General features: G+C 64.7%; 19 protein-coding genes, 1 tRNA gene and 1 pseudogene. 11 read left to right on the top strand and 10 right to left on the bottom strand.

The features are described 5' to 3' along the window. Positions 1-392 (top strand): nicotinate-nucleotide--dimethylbenzimidazole phosphoribosyltransferase (locus tag EN780_RS12080; protein ID WP_189556501.1); only part of this gene is annotated, 392 nt, incomplete at its 5' end. A 219-nt stretch (positions 393-611) separates the two neighbouring features. After that, positions 612-944, top strand: coding sequence for a hypothetical protein (locus EN780_RS12075; RefSeq protein WP_127283365.1), 333 nt, complete (start codon positions 612-614; stop codon positions 942-944). Between the two features lie 152 nt (positions 945-1,096). Here the strand turns inward: EN780_RS12075 and EN780_RS12070 are convergent. Together EN780_RS12070 and EN780_RS12065 are read right to left on the bottom strand one after the other, a co-directional pair. Beyond that, positions 1,097-1,172 (bottom strand) — tRNA-Lys (locus tag EN780_RS12070). 105 nt (positions 1,173-1,277) lie between these two features. Beyond that, positions 1,278-2,183: a PhzF family phenazine biosynthesis protein gene (locus EN780_RS12065; protein WP_128273938.1), complete on the bottom strand. Its 906-nt coding sequence runs from the start codon at positions 2,181-2,183 to the stop codon at positions 1,278-1,280. 101 nt (positions 2,184-2,284) lie between these two features. Between EN780_RS12065 and EN780_RS12060 the strand changes: the two genes are divergently transcribed. The 4 genes from EN780_RS12060 (at position 2,285) to EN780_RS12045 (ending at position 5,831) form a co-directional block, all read left to right on the top strand. Continuing rightward, on the top strand, positions 2,285-3,571 hold the full coding sequence (locus EN780_RS12060) for an efflux RND transporter periplasmic adaptor subunit (protein ID WP_127283367.1): 1,287 nt from the start codon (positions 2,285-2,287) through the stop codon (positions 3,569-3,571). 4 nt (positions 3,572-3,575) lie between these two features. Further along, positions 3,576-4,283, top strand: coding sequence for an ABC transporter ATP-binding protein (locus EN780_RS12055; protein ID WP_127283368.1), 708 nt, complete (start codon positions 3,576-3,578; stop codon positions 4,281-4,283). After that, complete coding sequence (locus tag EN780_RS12050; protein ID WP_128273936.1) at positions 4,280-5,497, top strand: ABC transporter permease; 1,218 nt, start codon at positions 4,280-4,282, stop codon at positions 5,495-5,497. The genes EN780_RS12055 and EN780_RS12050 overlap by 4 nt, the downstream gene beginning before the upstream one ends. Before the next feature lie 91 nt (positions 5,498-5,588). Then, entirely contained in the window at positions 5,589-5,831 is a 243-nt protein-coding gene (locus EN780_RS12045) for a hypothetical protein (RefSeq protein ID WP_128273934.1), read from the top strand. A 21-nt stretch (positions 5,832-5,852) separates the two neighbouring features. Here the strand turns inward: EN780_RS12045 and EN780_RS12040 are convergent, their stop codons facing one another. Further along, positions 5,853-6,329 (bottom strand): Lrp/AsnC ligand binding domain-containing protein, encoded by a 477-nt coding sequence (locus EN780_RS12040; RefSeq protein WP_127283371.1) that lies wholly within the window; start codon positions 6,327-6,329, stop codon positions 5,853-5,855. 146 nt (positions 6,330-6,475) lie between these two features. Here EN780_RS12040 and EN780_RS12035 point away from each other — a divergent pair, with 146 nt between their 5' ends. After that, positions 6,476-7,546, top strand: coding sequence for a 1-aminocyclopropane-1-carboxylate deaminase (locus tag EN780_RS12035; protein ID WP_128273932.1), 1,071 nt, complete (start codon positions 6,476-6,478; stop codon positions 7,544-7,546). A 4-nt stretch (positions 7,547-7,550) separates the two neighbouring features. Here EN780_RS12035 and EN780_RS12030 read toward each other — a convergent pair whose 3' ends face one another. Both EN780_RS12030 and EN780_RS12025 read right to left on the bottom strand, forming a co-directional pair. Then, positions 7,551-8,276, bottom strand: a complete 726-nt coding sequence (locus EN780_RS12030) for a hypothetical protein (protein WP_128273930.1) — start codon at positions 8,274-8,276, stop codon at positions 7,551-7,553. A 28-nt stretch (positions 8,277-8,304) separates the two neighbouring features. Further along, positions 8,305-9,417 (bottom strand): endonuclease/exonuclease/phosphatase family protein, encoded by a 1,113-nt coding sequence (locus tag EN780_RS12025; protein ID WP_128273928.1) that lies wholly within the window; start codon positions 9,415-9,417, stop codon positions 8,305-8,307. 166 nt (positions 9,418-9,583) lie between these two features. Here EN780_RS12025 and EN780_RS12020 point away from each other — a divergent pair, with 166 nt between their 5' ends. Beyond that, complete coding sequence (locus EN780_RS12020) at positions 9,584-10,162, top strand: BA14K family protein (protein WP_128273926.1); 579 nt, start codon at positions 9,584-9,586, stop codon at positions 10,160-10,162. 150 nt (positions 10,163-10,312) lie between these two features. Next, complete coding sequence (locus EN780_RS12015; RefSeq protein ID WP_127283376.1) at positions 10,313-10,597, top strand: PilZ domain-containing protein; 285 nt, start codon at positions 10,313-10,315, stop codon at positions 10,595-10,597. A gap of 417 nt (positions 10,598-11,014) precedes the next feature. Here EN780_RS12015 and ilvC read toward each other — a convergent pair whose 3' ends face one another. The 3 genes from ilvC to EN780_RS12000 form a co-directional block, all read right to left on the bottom strand. After that, positions 11,015-12,034, bottom strand: coding sequence for a ketol-acid reductoisomerase (ilvC, locus tag EN780_RS12010; RefSeq protein WP_126053989.1), 1,020 nt, complete (start codon positions 12,032-12,034; stop codon positions 11,015-11,017). Between the two features lie 26 nt (positions 12,035-12,060). After that, the gene (locus EN780_RS12005; RefSeq protein WP_127392874.1) at positions 12,061-12,714 is read right to left on the bottom strand and encodes a TetR/AcrR family transcriptional regulator; all 654 of its coding nucleotides are present in this window, start codon (positions 12,712-12,714) and stop codon (positions 12,061-12,063) included. A 160-nt stretch (positions 12,715-12,874) separates the two neighbouring features. Further along, positions 12,875-13,330 carry a MarR family winged helix-turn-helix transcriptional regulator gene (locus EN780_RS12000; RefSeq protein WP_128273924.1) on the bottom strand — a complete coding sequence of 152 codons (456 nt, stop codon included), beginning with the start codon at positions 13,328-13,330 and terminating at the stop codon, positions 12,875-12,877. Between the two features lie 96 nt (positions 13,331-13,426). On the opposite strand from EN780_RS12000, the gene EN780_RS11995 reads away from it, so the two are divergent. After that, a complete protein-coding gene (locus tag EN780_RS11995; protein ID WP_128273922.1) occupies positions 13,427-14,185 on the top strand; it encodes a glutathione S-transferase family protein in 759 nt (252 codons plus the stop codon). On the opposite strand, the gene EN780_RS11990 is transcribed toward EN780_RS11995, so the two are convergent. Further along, entirely contained in the window at positions 14,133-15,371 is a 1,239-nt protein-coding gene (locus EN780_RS11990; RefSeq protein WP_128273920.1) for an NAD(P)/FAD-dependent oxidoreductase, read from the bottom strand. The two genes, EN780_RS11995 and EN780_RS11990, sit on opposite strands and share 53 nt — an antisense overlap. Before the next feature lie 78 nt (positions 15,372-15,449). After that, positions 15,450-15,860, bottom strand: a complete 411-nt coding sequence (locus EN780_RS11985) for a helix-turn-helix domain-containing protein (RefSeq protein WP_127283382.1) — start codon at positions 15,858-15,860, stop codon at positions 15,450-15,452. Between the two features lie 137 nt (positions 15,861-15,997). On the opposite strand from EN780_RS11985, the pseudogene EN780_RS40585 reads away from it, so the two are divergent. Next, positions 15,998-16,116, top strand: a pseudogene (locus EN780_RS40585) (SDR family NAD(P)-dependent oxidoreductase); the annotation flags it as partial.

Below are 16,116 nucleotides of genomic sequence, written 5' to 3'. Positions count from 1 at the left end.
GCCTCAAGCGCCATGCCGACGCGCTATCCGACCCGCTGAAGATCGCCGCTGCCCTTGGCGGCCGCGAACTCGCCGCGATCTTCGGCGCCACCCTCGCCGCGCGCCGCAACAACGTGCCGGTGCTGCTCGACGGCTTCGTCTGCACCGCCGCCGCGGCGCCGCTGGCGCGGCTGCACCCGACCGGCCTCGCCCACACCATCGCCGCCCACGTCTCGGCCGAATCCGGTCACCGCCGCCTGCTCGAATCGCTCGGCCTGCCGCCGCTGCTCGATCTCGGCATGCGGCTCGGCGAAGGCTCCGGCGCCTGCCTTGCCGTCAACATCGTGCGCTCGGCGCTGGAATGCCACGCCCGCATGGCGAGCTTTGCTGAGGCAGGTGTGTCGGAGAAGTGACGAGACTGCCCATAGGTATAGCTGCCTCATCAAGCGAATCGCAGGTTCTAAAAACCAGCCTCTGAGATCGCGAGAGGCAGATCTATTAACCATGCCTCGCCAATTACCAACAATTTCGAATGATTTGTGATTCAGCTCACATCTCAAAGACAACAGCCATGCCAATTACCTCGAGCCAATATTTCCGATTGTGGAAATATTACTGCAACGGAGGAAGACATGGCTCGTTCAATTCGTGTCCTCTACAGGGGTCAGCATGGTACAATTCGCAAGAATTTCAATTGGGACCCGATCAATCTTGACTCCACTGTGGTCATTACGGCGGCGGAATTCACACCCGCCTTCGGCGGCCTGGGCGGCGGCCCCAAGACACTTGGGCGCCCCAACCTTGGCCTGGCAAACGTCTATGTGACCAATGTTGGGCCTCACGGCCGGGCTGGCGTGGAAGCAGGAGGCGTTGAATTCCTCCTTCACGTCGACTGGAACAGCCCCCTGGACATTGTGGTGACCATCACCGTTTTGGATGACATCGAACAATTCTTCCAGGCATAGCGGACGTCTTGCCATCGCTATGCGCGGCGTTGGCCGCCACTATCCGATCCGGCGCTCGCCAGTTGGGCTAACTTGGCTGGCGATCGCTGCGTCTCACAGCCCTTGGCGGCTGGTTTCGCCGCACATGAAAAAAGAAAAGTTCAGCGGAAAAATGGTGGGTGTGCACAGGATCGAACTGTGGACCCGCTGATTAAGAGTCAGCTGCTCTACCAACTGAGCTACACACCCACGCGGCCGGGAAACCCAGCGTCGGCGGGCATATAGCCGCCGATCTTGGGGATGTCTAGCCCTGCCGGGATCATTTCCCGACAAATCGCCTAAGTGCCGCACCCATCATACAAAAAGCTTGCCTTCCGCCACCTTGACGGCATGTCCGCCGATGCGGGCGGCGGCCAGTTTGCCGCCATCGACATTGAGCTCGAGGCGGATTCGCGACGGCCGTCCCATCTCCAGCCCCTGCTCGATCCAGAGCTGCGAAATGCCGTCGGTCGGGCGGTCGAAATGCATGATGGCGCCGGCAAATGCTGCCGCTGCCGAGCCAGTCGCCGGGTCCTCATAGGAGGGGCTGCCGGGCACGATCATGCGCACATGGAAGGCGCTCTCGTGGTTGACCGTCTCGCGGCAATAGACATAGGGGCTGGCGAAGGCCCATTCGCTCTTGCGCGGCGCCAGTTCCGACCAGGCCTGGTTGTCCAGCCGGATCTGGCCCGCCGCTTTCAGGTCGGCGACGGGAATGGTCACGTAGGGCACGCCGGCCGACCAGAACGAGACCCGGTGATTCTCGAAGCCGATCTCATGCGGTCCAAGGCCAAGCGCGGCGCCGATCGCTTCCGCGTCGGCGGAGAGCTCCAGCGGCTCCGGCAGCTTCGCCAGGTCGAACTCGGCGAAGGTGGCGCCGTCATGCTTGCTCACCGCGCAGCGCACCGGGCCGATATTCTCCTCGAGCACGAAGATGCCGGCGGTCTCGCCTCCCAGGTCGGCAAGCGCGATCGCCGAACCGACGGTCGGATGGCCGGCGAACGGCATTTCATAGTCGGGCGTGAAGATGCGAATGCGGGCGCGGTGCTTGGCGTTGTCGGGCGGCAGCACGAACACCGTTTCGGACAGATTGAATTCGCGCGCGATGGCCTGCATTGCCGCAGTGTCCAGCCCCTTGCTGTCCAGGACGACAGCCAGCGGATTGCCGGCCAGCCGCCCGGTCGTGAAGACATCGTAGAGCAAGTAGTTCCGGGTCTGCATTCTTGCCTCAATCCCAACATGGGCGAAATTTAATTTGTAATTCGAACCACAAAGCCTGATCTGTGCACAGATAGGGACATTGCGCGTTATAGGGGTCCAGCGTGGACCAGATTGTCAATCCGCCAAAGACGGAATCGGATTCCGCCATCGAGACGGCGCTTGGCCTCGACCATCAGGGCCTGCGCAGGACACGCCGTCGCGGCTGGCGCTATGCCCTGTTGGCGTTGACCGCCGTTGCCGCCGCTTTTGCCGGCTACCAATTGTATTCAGCTTCTCCAGCCAGGATTGACTATACCACGGTGCCGGCCACTGTCGCCGACCTCACCGTCCAGGTCTCGGCCACCGGCACGCTGCAGCCCCTCACCCAGGTCGACATCTCCAGCGAGCTCTCGGGCGTCGTCCGATCGGTCGCGGTCGAGGAGAATCAACGGGTCAAGAAAGGCGACGTGCTGGCGACGCTCGACACCGCCAAGCTCGAAGTTCAGATCGAGCGCGCCGAAGCGTCCGCCAGGGCGGCCGCGGCCAGCGTCGAGGACGCAACGGTGACGCTGAAGGAGAACGAGAACGCTCTGACACGCGCGAACGAGCTCACCAGGCGCGGCATGGCGACTGACCAGTCGCTCGAGGCGGCGACCGCGACGCGCGACCGCGCCAAGGCTGCGCGAGACAGTGCCGAGGCCAACCTTGCCATCGCCAATGCCGACCTCAAGGCGCAGCAGACCGATCTCGCCAAGAGCACGATCTACGCGCCGATCGACGGCATCGTGCTGACCCGTTCGGTCGACCCCGGCCAGACGGTCGCCTCCTCGCTGCAGGCGCCGGTGCTGTTCATCATTGCCGCCGATCTGAGGAACATGGAACTGCAGGCTGCGGTCGACGAAGCCGATATCGGCTCGGTCAAGCCCGGCCAGCATGCCCGTTTCACCGTCGATGCCTTTCCGGAGCGGCCCTTCGACGCCGAGATCCGCGACATCTCTTATGCCTCCGTCACCACCGATGGCGTCGTCACCTACAATGCGCGGCTGGAGGTCGACAATGGCGAGCTGCTGCTCCGACCCGGCATGACCGCCACCGTCTCGGTCGTCACCAGGCAGGCCAAGGGCGTGCTCACCGTGCCAGCCACCGCCTTCCGCTACCGGCCGGCGCCGCCGGTCGCCCGTACATGGAGCCTGCGCGACCTGTTCACCGGCCGCATGGGCCGCCCCGGCCGTCAGCGCGACGCGGCGCCGAGACCGACCGACGGCTCGCGCACGCTCTATGTGCTGGAAAACGGCCGGCCGCACGCGGTCAACGTCAGGGTCGGTTCCACCGACGGCGAGCTGACCGAGATCACGTCCGGCCTCGACGAGGGCGCGCAGGTCATCACCGGCTCGCAGCTGCGGAACTGACGCCGTGTCAGGCTCCACGCTGATTGCCTTCGACAAGGTCTGGAAAAGCTACGGCCAGGGCGAGGCCCGCGTGCACGCGCTGGCCGGCGTCGATCTCGCCATCCGCAAGGGTGAATTCGTCGCCATCATGGGGCCGTCGGGTTCCGGCAAGTCGACGGCGATGAACATCATCGGCTGCCTCGACACGCCGACCGCCGGAACCTACAGTTTCGAGGGCATCGATGCCGGCCGGCTCGACCGCAATCGCCGCGCCATGCTGCGCAACCTCTATGTCGGCTTCGTCTTCCAGGGCTACAACCTCTTGCCGCGCACCACGGCGGCAGAGAATGTCGAGCTGCCGCTGATCTATCGCGGCGTCGCCGCGCGCGAGCGTCGCCAGCTTGCCATGCAGGCGCTGGCCGAGGTCGGCCTTGTCGGGCGCGAGCACCACACGCCGGCCGAACTCTCGGGCGGCCAGCAGCAGCGGGTGGCGATCGCGCGCGCCATCGTCACCAGGCCGACGCTGCTCGTCGCCGACGAGCCGACCGGCAATCTCGACACCGCCCGCACGCACGAGATCATGGAGCTGTTGACGCGGCTCAACGCCGGGCTTGGCCTCACCATCGTGATGGTCACGCACGAGGCCGACGTGGCGGCCTACGCCGAGCGCACGATCCGCTTCCTCGACGGCCATGTCGCGTCCGACTCCAACAAACTGGAGGCGGCCCAATGATCTGGGAGACAGTTCGCCTTTCGCTGATCTCGATCCGGCGAAACGTGCTGCGCTCGTTCCTGACCTTGCTCGGCATTGTCATCGGCGTCGCCGCCGTCATCGCCATGCTGACCATCGGCTCCGGCACCACCCAGAAGGTCAAGTCCGACATTTCCAAGCTCGGCAGCAATTTGCTCGTCGTCCGCTCCGGCCGCCCGGCCGGGCCAGGCGGACCGGGCGGGCTCGACCAGGTGGTGCGTCCTCTTGCCGACAAGGACCTTGCCGCGCTCGTCAAGCATCTCGACGGCGCCCGCGCGATCTCGCCCGCCTCGCAAAAGCAGGTGCGCGTCATCTTCGGCACCGAAAGCGTGACATCGGGCGTCACCGGCACCGACAGCGCCTATCTCGACGCGCGCGACTGGAAGCTGGTCTCGGGGCGTCCGTTCAGCGATTCCGAGACCCGCGCCGGCGCCGGCGTCTGCCTGGTCGGCGAGACGGTGCGCCAGCAATTCTTCGGCGCCGGCGATCCGGAAGGCGAGACCATTCGCGTCAACCGCACCTCCTGCAAGATCATCGGCCTCTTGGAACCCAAGGGCTACACCGGCTTCGGCCAGGACCAGGACAATGTCGTGCTGATGCCGCTTGCCGCCTACCAGCGCCGCATCGCCGGCAACCGCGACATCGATTCCATCTACATCGCCGCCGACGACCGCACGCCGACAACCGAACTGCAGCCGCGCGTCGAGGACATCCTGCGCGACACGCGCCGCGTCACGCCCGACCGCGATGACGATTTCTCGATCCGCGACATGACACAGATCGCCGACGCCATGGCCAGCGCCACCACCACCATGACCGGCATGCTGGGCGCGGTCGCCGGCGTCAGCCTGCTGGTCGGCGGCATCGGCATCATGAACATCATGCTGGTCTCGGTCACCGAGCGCACGCGCGAGATCGGCATCAGGCTGGCGATCGGCGCGCATGAGAAGCACATTCTCATCCAGTTCCTGGTCGAGGCGACGGTGCTGTCGCTCTTCGGCGGCATCATCGGCATCCTGATTGGCCTGGCGCTCGCCGCCATCGCCTCGGTGGCGCTGACCATTCCCTTCGCCCCGAGCCCGGCGGTCATCCTGCTCGCCGTCGGCTTTTCCGCGCTGATCGGCATGGTGTTCGGCTTCTTCCCGGCGCTGCGCGGCGCCAGGCTCGACCCGATCGACGCGCTCAGGCACGAGTGAAGTCGGCGCGGGAACACGCTCTCGCCTGCCTCTGTCGCCGCGCATCCTGCAATGCTACTGCTGTGACCTTTGGCGCATGGGGGAGATACGAATGAGCAAGAAGGCGCGGCTGGTCCTGACGCTGGCGATCATCGAGGCCGGCCTGGCTGGCCTGTGGTGGTATCTCGCCGGCTACGGCCTCCAGAATCCCGATCGCGTCGCCGCGAATTTCCAGGAGGTCGTCGGCCAGACGATGGGAATGGCGATGGGCGCGCTGCTTGGCCTCGGCGTGATCCTGTTCTTCGTCGCCGCCCGCAACGACCGCAAGGCATTGCCGGACAAGGGACAGCGCTGACCACCACCAAGAGCGGCCCTCTCAGAACGGCAGCCGCGCGTTCTCCTTGACCTCCTTCATGACGAAGAAGGTCCGGGTTTGCCGAACGCCCGGCAGCGCGATCAGCTTCTGCCCGTGCAGCTTGTTGAAATCCGCCATGTCGCGGACCCGTATCTTCAACAGATAGTCGAAGTCGCCGGCCACCAGATTGCAGTCGAGGACCTCCTTGAGCTTCAGCACGGCCTCCTCGAAAGCGGCGAAGCTTTCGGGCGTCGAGCGGTCGAGCACGACGCCGACCATCACCAGCGCGCCAAGGCCGACCGTAGCGGGGGCGATCTCCGCCCGGACTCCGGTGATGTAGCCCTCCTCGAACAGGCGCTGCGTGCGCCGGTGGCAGGTGGCGGCGCTGACGTTCACGCGGGCCGCCAGTTCGGCATTGGTCAGCCGTCCCTCGGCCTGAAGGGCGCGCAGGATTTTGACGTCGATGCGATCCAGAGTTTCGGCGGAAGATTCTTCCATTTCTGCTGCCCTCTTCGAATGGTTAGGCCAATCATATCGCTGATTTGCGGGAGATGTGAAAAATCCGCCCGCAAGTTCGAGAGCACCTTTCGAGCCACTGCGCCTATGATCGCTTCATGAAAATCACCAGAAGCGGAGACAGAACGATGTCACTTCTCGCCAAGTTTGAACGCTATCCGCTGACCTTCGGCCCGACACCGATCGAGCATCTGCCGCGGCTGAGCGCTGCGCTGGGCGGCAAGGTGCAGGTCTACGCAAAGCGCGACGATTGCAATTCCGGGCTGGCCATGGGCGGAAACAAATTGCGAAAGCTCGAATACATCGTGCCGGATGCTCTTCGGTCCGGCGCCGATACGCTGGTGTCGATCGGCGGCGTCCAGTCGAACCATACGCGGATGGTCGCCGCGACGGCCGCCAAGATCGGCATGAAATGCGTGGTGATCCAGGAGAAATGGGTGCCGCACTACGACGCGGTCTACGACCGGGTCGGCAACATCCTGATGACACGCCTGATGGGCGCCGACAGCCGGCTGGTCGACGACGGTTTCGACATCGGCATCCGCAAAAGCTGGGAGGACGCCATCCAGTCGGTGAAGGATGCCGGCGGCAAGCCCTATCCGATCCCGGCCGGCGCCTCGGTGCACAAGTTCGGCGGGCTGGGCTATGTCGGCTTCGCCGAGGAGGTGGCCCGGCAGGAAGCCGAGCTCGGCTTTGCCTTCGACTACATCATCGTCTGCGTCGTGACCGGCTCGACGCAGGCCGGCATGATCGTCGGCTTCGCCGCGCAGAATCGTGCCGACCGGGTGATCGGCATCGACGCCTCCGGCACGCTCGACCAGACCCGCGCCCAGGTCCGCCGCATCGTCGACGACACCGCCGCCCTCGTCGGGCTCGGCCGCGCCGTCCGCGACGACGAGATCGTCATCAACCCCGACTATGCCTATCCGGCCTATGGCGTTCCGTCGGAGGCCACGAACGACGCGATCCGGCTGGCGGCCCGCACCGAGGCCATGATCACCGATCCGGTCTACGAGGGAAAGTCGATGCAGGGCCTGATCGACCTGACCAGGAAGGGCTTCTTCCCCGAGGGCTCACGAATTCTCTACGCGCATCTCGGCGGCGCGCCAGCCATCAACGGCTACAGCTATTATTACAAGGACGACGGCGGCTCCCGGAAAAGCATGCCGGACGAGGCGCTGCCGCCGATCTTCCCATGAGGACTCAGGGGACTTCGTCACCACCCGCGAAATGCCATTCGATCAGCGGCTTCATATGTCCCATCAGCCCGTCCGGCAGGTCGGTGGCATCGCGGATGACGACGGGAGCTTCGATCTCCGGTTCCGCCTCCGTGGCGACGAAGGCGCTGATCCGCCGCGCGATCTCGTCGGCTGGCTCGCTCACCCGATAGCGGCGGAAGATCACCGTGCCGCTCGGCGTCGACAGCGCATGATAGCGCCGGCCGCGTTCGGCGCCCGACAGGTCGATCGCAGTCTCCTCGCGCACTTCGCGGATCATGTTGAAGTCGACATCGACGAGGCCGTCGCGGAAATCGATCGGCTCGAACGAGCCGGCGGCGAAGTAGACGCGGCCGGCATTGACGGTATGCGCGCCCATGCGGATCGCCACCAGCACATTGTCGCCGGCGACCAGCATGGCATGCGCATAGGCATGCTCGGCGCCGCTCGCCTCGCGCTTCTTCCGCCACAGCATGAAGGTCGAATATTTCACCGCATGGCAGCGGCCGACGAGCCCGCCGTCGCGATAGGCGAGCGCCGAGAGCAACACCACCGTGCCGTCGAACAGCGCCGGGTTTGCCCCCATCTCGCGCCGCCAGTTCTCGGCTATCGCCTCGGCGTTTTCGCGTTCGAACGGATGCGGGCCGGGGTCGAGCCGGACATCGACCTTGTCGACCGGCAGGATGACGTTGCGTGGGAGGTCGAAGCTCATCTTACTCGGAGGTGTGTTGAGATCCGGCTCAGGCCATGTCCAGAGCGATCACCACCGGGCAATGGTCGGAGGCCTTCGGTCGGTCCCAGCCGGCGCGCGGGAAGCGCTCGACCTCCTGGCCCGCCGGAAAGATGGTGCGCCAGGGCTGGCCGTTGCGGACGATGTCGGGAACGGCGGTCGCGTTCTTCGCCGCCAGCCCCTTCGACAGCAGGATATAGTCGAGCTGGCAGAGGTGCCGCTCTTCCGGACCGCGCGTGTGGTAAAAGCTCCAGCGGTCCATCTCCGGCCGCCGCTCGACAACGTTTTCGCAGAAGCCGCCGGCGGTCAGCACGTTGATGCAGGACTGGCTCTCGTCGATCACCTGGAAACGGTAGCCGTCGACGCTGTCGCCCTCGATCTTCACCCGCTGCCGGTAGTCGTTCATGTCACCGCAGATCGCCCAGCGCTTGTCGGCGGCATGATCCTTGCCGAAGCGCTCCTCGATGATGCGGCGCACCGCCTGCGCCTCGGCGATGCGCAGCGGCATGGTCGCCTCGCGTCCGTCGAGGCCGTTGCGCGGCGATCCCATCGACTTGAAGTGGACGAGATAAAGCGTCAGCGGCGCGCCGCCGATCTTCAGGTCGACCTCAAGGCAGTCGCGCCGGAAGATGCGTTCGATGGCCTGATAGCCGAGTGTCGCCAGTTCCGGCGTGAACAGGCCGAATTGCTCGAAGGTGACGTGGGCGTGGCTGGTCATGCGCACGAATTCGATCGGCTGGCCCTCGGCCGTCTCGCTGCGCATCATCACGGCAACGTCGATACCGCGTGAATCATTGCCGGCCGTGGTGTATTTCTGCCGGTAGCCCTGCCCGACCATCTTGAACAGATAGCCATATTCGAAGGCCTTCAGCGCCTCGATATTGTCGACTTCCTGCATGCAGATGATGTCGGCACGGGTGGCGGCGATCGCCAGCGCGGTGAGCTGGCGCGTGTCGTCGGACTGGGAAATGGCGCGCGCCTGCTCAAGCATCTTGTACTCGGCCTCGCTCTGGATATCGAACAGCGCCAGCGTGCGATCCTCGTTGAGCTGGTTGCGGTAGCCGGAAAAATCGAACCTGTTCATCAGGTTCTCGACATTGAAGGTGGCAAGGCGCAGCGACATGGCCGTGACCTTTGCCCAGAACTCCCGATGAAGACAAGGGCCTCCCATGCGCCCGTCATGGTTGACGGAACCTTTCCGTTCATCCGCCGTTCAGACGGCAAGTTCCATAAAAGGGCCTCTTCCCGGGGTATTCTGGGCGTGGGGCCTGAAATCTTCGGAGTGTGCAATGAAAACGCTCTTTTTGTCTTCGTTGAGATCCGGTCTGCTGACGCTGGGTCTTGTGGCGGGCGGGACGGCGCCGTCGCTGGCCGGTCCGATCCTTGAGCCAGACCTGTCCGTCCCGTCCAACCTGGCGGCGCCGGGCATCACGCCCGTCCGCGACGAGTGGGCCGGCGGCAATGACCGGCAACTCAACAATGAGGAATGGCGCTGGCGCAACCGCGACGGCCGCTGGCGGTCCGGCAATTTCCGCGAGCGCAATTTCTCCCGCAACTGGGATGGTGACAATAACTGGAACGGCGACGACTGGCGCTGGAGACGCCACCATCACCGCCGCCATTTCCGAGATTCCGATGCCGCAATTCTTGGTCTTGGCCTGGGTCTCGGCCTTGGCAGCCTGTATTACAACAACGGCTACTACAACAACGGCTACTACGCTCAGCCCCGGCGGATCTACCGGACGCAGCGTCTCTCGAGCGCGCATGTCCAGTGGTGCTACGACCGCTACCGCTCGTACCGGGCATGGGACAACACGTTCCAGCCCTATAACGGCCCGCGCCAGCAGTGCTGGTCGCCCTATAGCTGAGCGGCAAGGGATCGAAGAATGCTCGAACGGCGCCGCGCCTCGCGGCGCCGTTTTTGCCAGGGCTGCGGCATGATGCCATCGGCGCTAACGCGCTGTTCATCAGGCGGGTCTATCACATAGGCTGACCGGATCGCCCGGCAGCGGAAAGCCATGGCCGAGGACGAAAACAGGGACAAGCGCAGGCAGCGCGTGCTGAAGGGCGCGTCGATCCTGACCGGCATCGCCAATTCCGAGGTCAAATGCACGCTGCGCAACATGCATGCCGGCGGTGCCGAACTGAATGTCCCGATCGAGGCGCGCGTGCCCGACGAATTCCTGCTCTACGTGCCGACCGACGGCATCGGCTACAAGGCCGTGGTGCGCTGGCGCCGCGACGGCCGCATCGGCGTCGAGTTCACCGGCACCGAACCGAAGCCGCACTGGCACTACGGCTGAAGCGGGCTCTTTTCCACCGCGAACTCATCCGCTTAACGAAAAGCCGGCGGATTGCTCCGCCGGCTCGGTGCTTCTCGACCGGAAGCTTGATGACAATTCGCCCTGCCGAGTCAGCTGGTGCGGGTTTCGAGAACCGGAGCGGAGCGGACATTGAAGTCCGTGAGCACCGGAAGCGCAGAAACCCGCGGCAGATGGCCGGAAGGGTAGAATTGGCGCAAGCTTTCTAGTTCTTGGCCCTGTCGACCAGCTTGTTCTTGGCGATCACCGCGCGCCCGCAGGGCGAAGCCCGAGGACGCGCAATGCAAAGACCGTGGATCGCCTCAGTTCTTGGCCTTGTCGACCAGCTTGTTCTTGGCGATCACCGCGCGCCCGCAGGGCCAAGCCCGAGGACGCGCAATGCAAAGACCGTGGATCGCCTCAGTTCTTCGCCTTGTCGACCAGCTTGTTCTTGGCGATCCACGGCATCATCGCGCGCAGTTTCGCACCGACCTCTTCGATCTGGTGGCTGTCGTTGTTGCGGCGGATGCCCTTGAAGCGCGCCAGGCCGGCCCGGTATTCCTGCATCCACTCCGAGGTGAACTTGCCGGTCTGGATATCCTTCAGCACGCGCTTCATCTCGGCCTTGGTATCGGCGGTGATGATGCGCGGACCCGAGACATACTCGCCCCATTCGGCGGTGTTCGAGATCGAGTAGTTCATGTTGGCGATGCCGCCCTCATAGATCAGGTCGACGATCAGCTTGACCTCGTGCAGGCACTCGAAATAGGCCATTTCCGGCGCGTAGCCGGCTTCCACCAGCGTCTCGAAACCGGCGCGGATCAGCTCGACCAGACCGCCGCAGAGCACCACCTGCTCGCCGAACAGATCGGTCTCGCATTCCTCGCGGAAATTGGTCTCGATGATGCCGGAGCGGCCGCCGCCGACGCCGCAGGCGTAGGAGAGCGCCAGATCGAGCGCATTGCCGGAAGCATCATGGTTGACGGCCACCAGACACGGCACGCCGCCGCCCTTCTGGTATTCGCCACGCACGGTGTGGCCCGGACCCTTCGGCGCAATCATGACGACGTCCACGGTCGACTTCGGCTCGATCAGGCCGAAATGCACGTTGAGGCCGTGCGCAAAGGCAATCGCCGCGCCATCGCGGATGTTCGGCGCGATCTCGTTCTTGTAGATGTCGGCCTGCAATTCGTCCGGCGTCGCCATCATCATCAGGTCGGCCCATTTGGCGGCGTCCGCGACGGTCAACACCTTGAGCCCGTCGGCCTCGACCTTCTTGGCGGTCGCCGAGCCGGCCTTGAGGCCGATGGCGATGTCCTTGACACCGGACTCCTTGAGGTTGAGCGCATGCGCCCGGCCCTGGCTGCCATAGCCGATGATGGCGACCTTCTTGCCCTTGATGAGGTTGAGATCGGCGTCACGATCGTAATAGACACGCATTTTCGTCTTCCTTCCCGTTTTGAAGATCAGAGGCCTTGCGGCCGGTTGTTTGCTCCATGGAGAGCGAGAAACTGCTGCGTCGCACGGGCGGCATCGCCACCGATCGTCGCCTCAGTCAATTCCAGCCGGTCGCCGAGCAGAAGCCTCATCTGCACATCGCGGGCGACCAGCCCGAAAAAGGTGCGGAATGCCGTTTCGGCATCCGCGAAATCCAGCAATCCGGCCTCTCGTCCCGCTTCCAGCACCGGCTTCAAGCGCCTGGCGAGCGCGAAACGTCCATTCTGCAGCACGATGGCGCCGAGGTCATCCTTGCCGGAACCGGCATGGCCGACAGCCACCCGGTTCAGCGCGATCGACGTATCGCTGGATATCACCTTGAGCCAGTCCGAGGCGAAGCGTTCGAGGCTCGCCGTCAGCGAGGCAATATCGAGACCCTTGCGGTCGACCGGCGCCACCCGAACCTTGGAGGCCTGCCACTGCACCGTCGCCGTCAGCAGCCCGTCGCGGTCACCGAACCATTTGTAGAGCGTTTCCTTGGAGCAGCTTGCCCGCCGCGCCACCGCGGTCATGGTCAGGCTGTCGCCCTCCTCGACCAGCAGGCGAAGGGCGGCGTCGAGAACGGCCTGCTGCCGCTCCGTCAGCGCTTCGCTGCTGTCGATCTCAGCGCCTGCCTGCAACACGTTTCTTTCTCGCCTGATGAAAGGTCACGCCCGTTCTTGGTGGCGTACCGTACGTTACGGTTCGGCATATTGCGCAATCCTGCTGCCGACGCAAGGACAAAATGGAGAAAATCATTTTGGTATCCGGATGCAGCGCGCAAACCGCCAGGTCTTGGCTGGCTCAGTCGCCTGCAGGTGGATCGCGCAACCTGCCGAGCAGGGTGGCCAGTGTCTCAAGGTCCTCGATCGGAAGCCTGGCGCCCACCAGCTCGGCGATCGACCGCCCGTAGGCGGCCCACATGCGGCGGCGGGTCTCACGCCCGCTGCCTGTGATGCGGATGGTCTGGCCGCGGCCATCATCAGCGACCGGCAACTTCTGTATGAGGCCATCTGCCTCAAGCCGGGCCAGCAGCCGCGAGATGTTGTATTGCGCAAACAAGGTCCGCTCGATGAGCTGGAACGGCCGCAGCCCGCCCTCGCCGGCTTCGGCAAGCTCGTGCAGCACGTCGTACCAGGCAAGCGGCGGCAGACCGCTGGCCTTCAGCGCCTCCTCCGCTCTTTCCACGAGCTGGCGCGAGACGCGCATCAGGCGCGCCCAGGCCTTGATCGCGGCGGGTGAAGGCGATGTCCTCTCCATTGGCGCAGCCTAAGCGATAGATGCAATTGCATCAAGCTTGACGTTCGATGCATTTGCATCCATATCAATGCAACTGCATCTATATGGAGTCATCCGATGAAACACGAAATCTGCAAAGCTGGGGAGGCGGTCAGCAAGCTGACCCTCGTCAGCCACCACCTCTGCCCCTATGTGCAACGCGCGGCGATTGCCCTTGCCGAGAAGGGCGTGCCGTTCGAGCGCGTCATGATCGATCTCGCCGACAAGCCGGCCTGGTTCAGGGCGAGATCGCCGCTCGGCAAGGTGCCGCTGCTCAGCGTCGATCGCGGCGGCCAAGAGACGGAGATTTTCGAGTCCGCCGTCATCCTCGAATTCCTCGAGGAAACCGAGGCCAATCCGCTGCACCCAGCCGATCCGCTGACACGCGCCCGGCACCGCGCCTGGATCGAGTTCGGCTCGGCCACGCTGAACGCCATCGGCCGCTTCTACGCCGCCTCCAGCGAGGCCGCCTTCACGGCCGAGAGCAAAGGTCTGTCGGCGATGTTCGATCGGCTCGAAGCGGAACTGGCGGACCGCACCAGCCCCGGCCCCTGGTTCGCCGGTGAGCGCTTTTCTTTGGTCGACGCCGTCTATGGCCCGATCTTCCGATATTTTGACGTCTTCGACGAGATCGGCGATTTCGGCATCCTCGGTGGAAAACCCCTCGTCCAGGCCTGGCGCCGTGCATTGAGCGAACGGCAGTCGGTGAAGGAAGCGGTCGATCCTGATTATCCGCAACGCCTCGAGGCCTTCCTGCGGGCCAAGGCTTCCCATCTCTCGGAACTCATCCGGCAGTGCGATCAGGCCACCCCGCTTCCTGAAGCCCGATACGCCTGAACGGGTCGACCACCGTTCCGGCCACCATCGAAGCCAGCAACTGTGGCGCCGGCGGGATTTTGGCGATCGTCGCCACCAGGCGGTCGCGGATGAACGGCAGCGCCGCGGAATCGGACTGATAGAACGGCGTGAAGGCCAGCGACAGCGCCTGGAAGATGCGCACGTGCCAGCGCCGCGCCTTTGCGTAGCCCTCCAGCGCCGCATCGACGCTGCCCGCCCGCGCAAGCGCATGGCTGAGCGCCGCCGCGTCGAGCAGCGCCATGTTCGCCCCCTGGCCGAGCTGCGGGCTGGTCGAATGGGCCGCGTCGCCGATCACCGCCAGCCGCCGACCGATGGGCTGCCTCATCGTGTGATGGCCATAGCGCGCCAGCGACAGTTGCTCGAAACTCTCGATCTGTTCGGTGAAGGCGGCGCACTCCGGCCACAGCGAGACCACCCTCGCCTTCCAGGCGTCGAGCCCCGCGGCGCGGGCGCTCTCGGCATCCGCCGGCTTCAAGCTCCAGAAGAAGGCAGCCATCCGTTCGGCGCCGGGCTCGGGCCGGCCGATCGGCAGCACGCCGATCATCACGCTCGCTTTGTCATAGCGCTGCAGCAGCGCGTTCTCGTCAAAACCCTCGCCCTTCCAGCCGAGCGAGGCCCAGAACGCGCCATAGGTGAGTGGCCTGGGTTCAGTTGGATCGTTGAGGCCTTGGCGCAGCCTGGAGCGCGCGCCACTGGCATCGACGACAAGATCGAACGAACCTGCCTTGCGTCCCTTGCCGCAGACCAGCACGGCCCTTTCGCCGATCTCCAGCGCTTCGACCTCGACATTGGTCTCGATCGCGATCGCTTCGCGCCGGGCGGCGCGGAACAGCACGCCGAACAGCGCCGCCCGATGCACCGCCAGCCCGAAGCGGCCGCCGCGTTGGGCATCGTAGCGGACGTCGAGCACCGTGCGGCCGCTTCTGGCGTCGGCGCCGTGCAGGCGATCGATGCGGCTGCCCAGCGAAAGGATGTCGCCGAGCAGGCCGAGTTCGGCCAGCACGCTGAGCCCCGTCGGCTGCAGGATCAGCCCGGAACCGACCGGCTTCGGCTCATCGAACCGTTCGAAGATGGTGACCCGGTGCCCTGCCCGCTTGAGAAAGAGCGCGGTGGCCAGCCCGGCCGGCCCGGCGCCGGCAATCGCGATGTCCAGAGATTCTTGCATTGCCCGCCCAACCCGAAGTGGCCGGACAATCCTTCAGCGGCATGGCTAAATCAAGCCACCGCGCCGTCGCATCGTGGGTCAGGCCTGCGCCGCGTCGAATGCGGCGCGCGCCTCGCGCACCGCGTCATGGTTGAGTTCGGCCCATTGGACGAGCTGATACAGGGGCACGAACATCGAACGCCCGAGATCGGTCAGGCTGTATTCGACACTTGGCGGCTTGGTTGGGAACACCTCGCGATGGACGTAGCCGTCGCGCTGCAATTCGTGCAACGTCTGGGTCAGCATGCGCTGCGAGATGTCGGGAACCAGCCGCCGCAGTTCACCGAAGCGATAAGGCTTTTCCGCAAGCGCCGTTACCAGCAACGGGCTCCATTTGCCGTTCATGCCTTGCATGACGTCGCGAACCGGGCAATCGGCGAAATTGGCGCCGTCCGTCATCGCCTTGTAGATCTCGATCTTCGATTTCAGATTGACGATCTTGCCGTCCATCGCTGGTTCCCTGCGTGTGCCTACGTCCCGGAAAACTGCCTTCTTTACGGGGAGCGGTCAATTCCTAATTTAGTGCTGGTCTCTTTTTGAGACCATCAAGAGCACCCGCCGCTTCGGCGCAAAATCAGGATCTCCCCATGAGCGAAACCCTTCTCGTCACCGGCGCCTCCGGCCAGCTTGGCCGCAGCGTCCTGCGCCACCTGCTCGACGCGCAAAAGATTGCGCCGGCACGCATCATCGCCACCACGCGCAATCC

Source organism: Mesorhizobium sp. M4B.F.Ca.ET.089.01.1.1, assembly GCF_004022605.1.
Classification (GTDB): Bacteria; Pseudomonadota; Alphaproteobacteria; order Rhizobiales; family Rhizobiaceae; genus Mesorhizobium; species Mesorhizobium abyssinicae.
The sequence above is the reverse complement of the archived record's forward strand: the minus strand, read 5'-3'. Positions and strand labels throughout refer to the sequence as shown.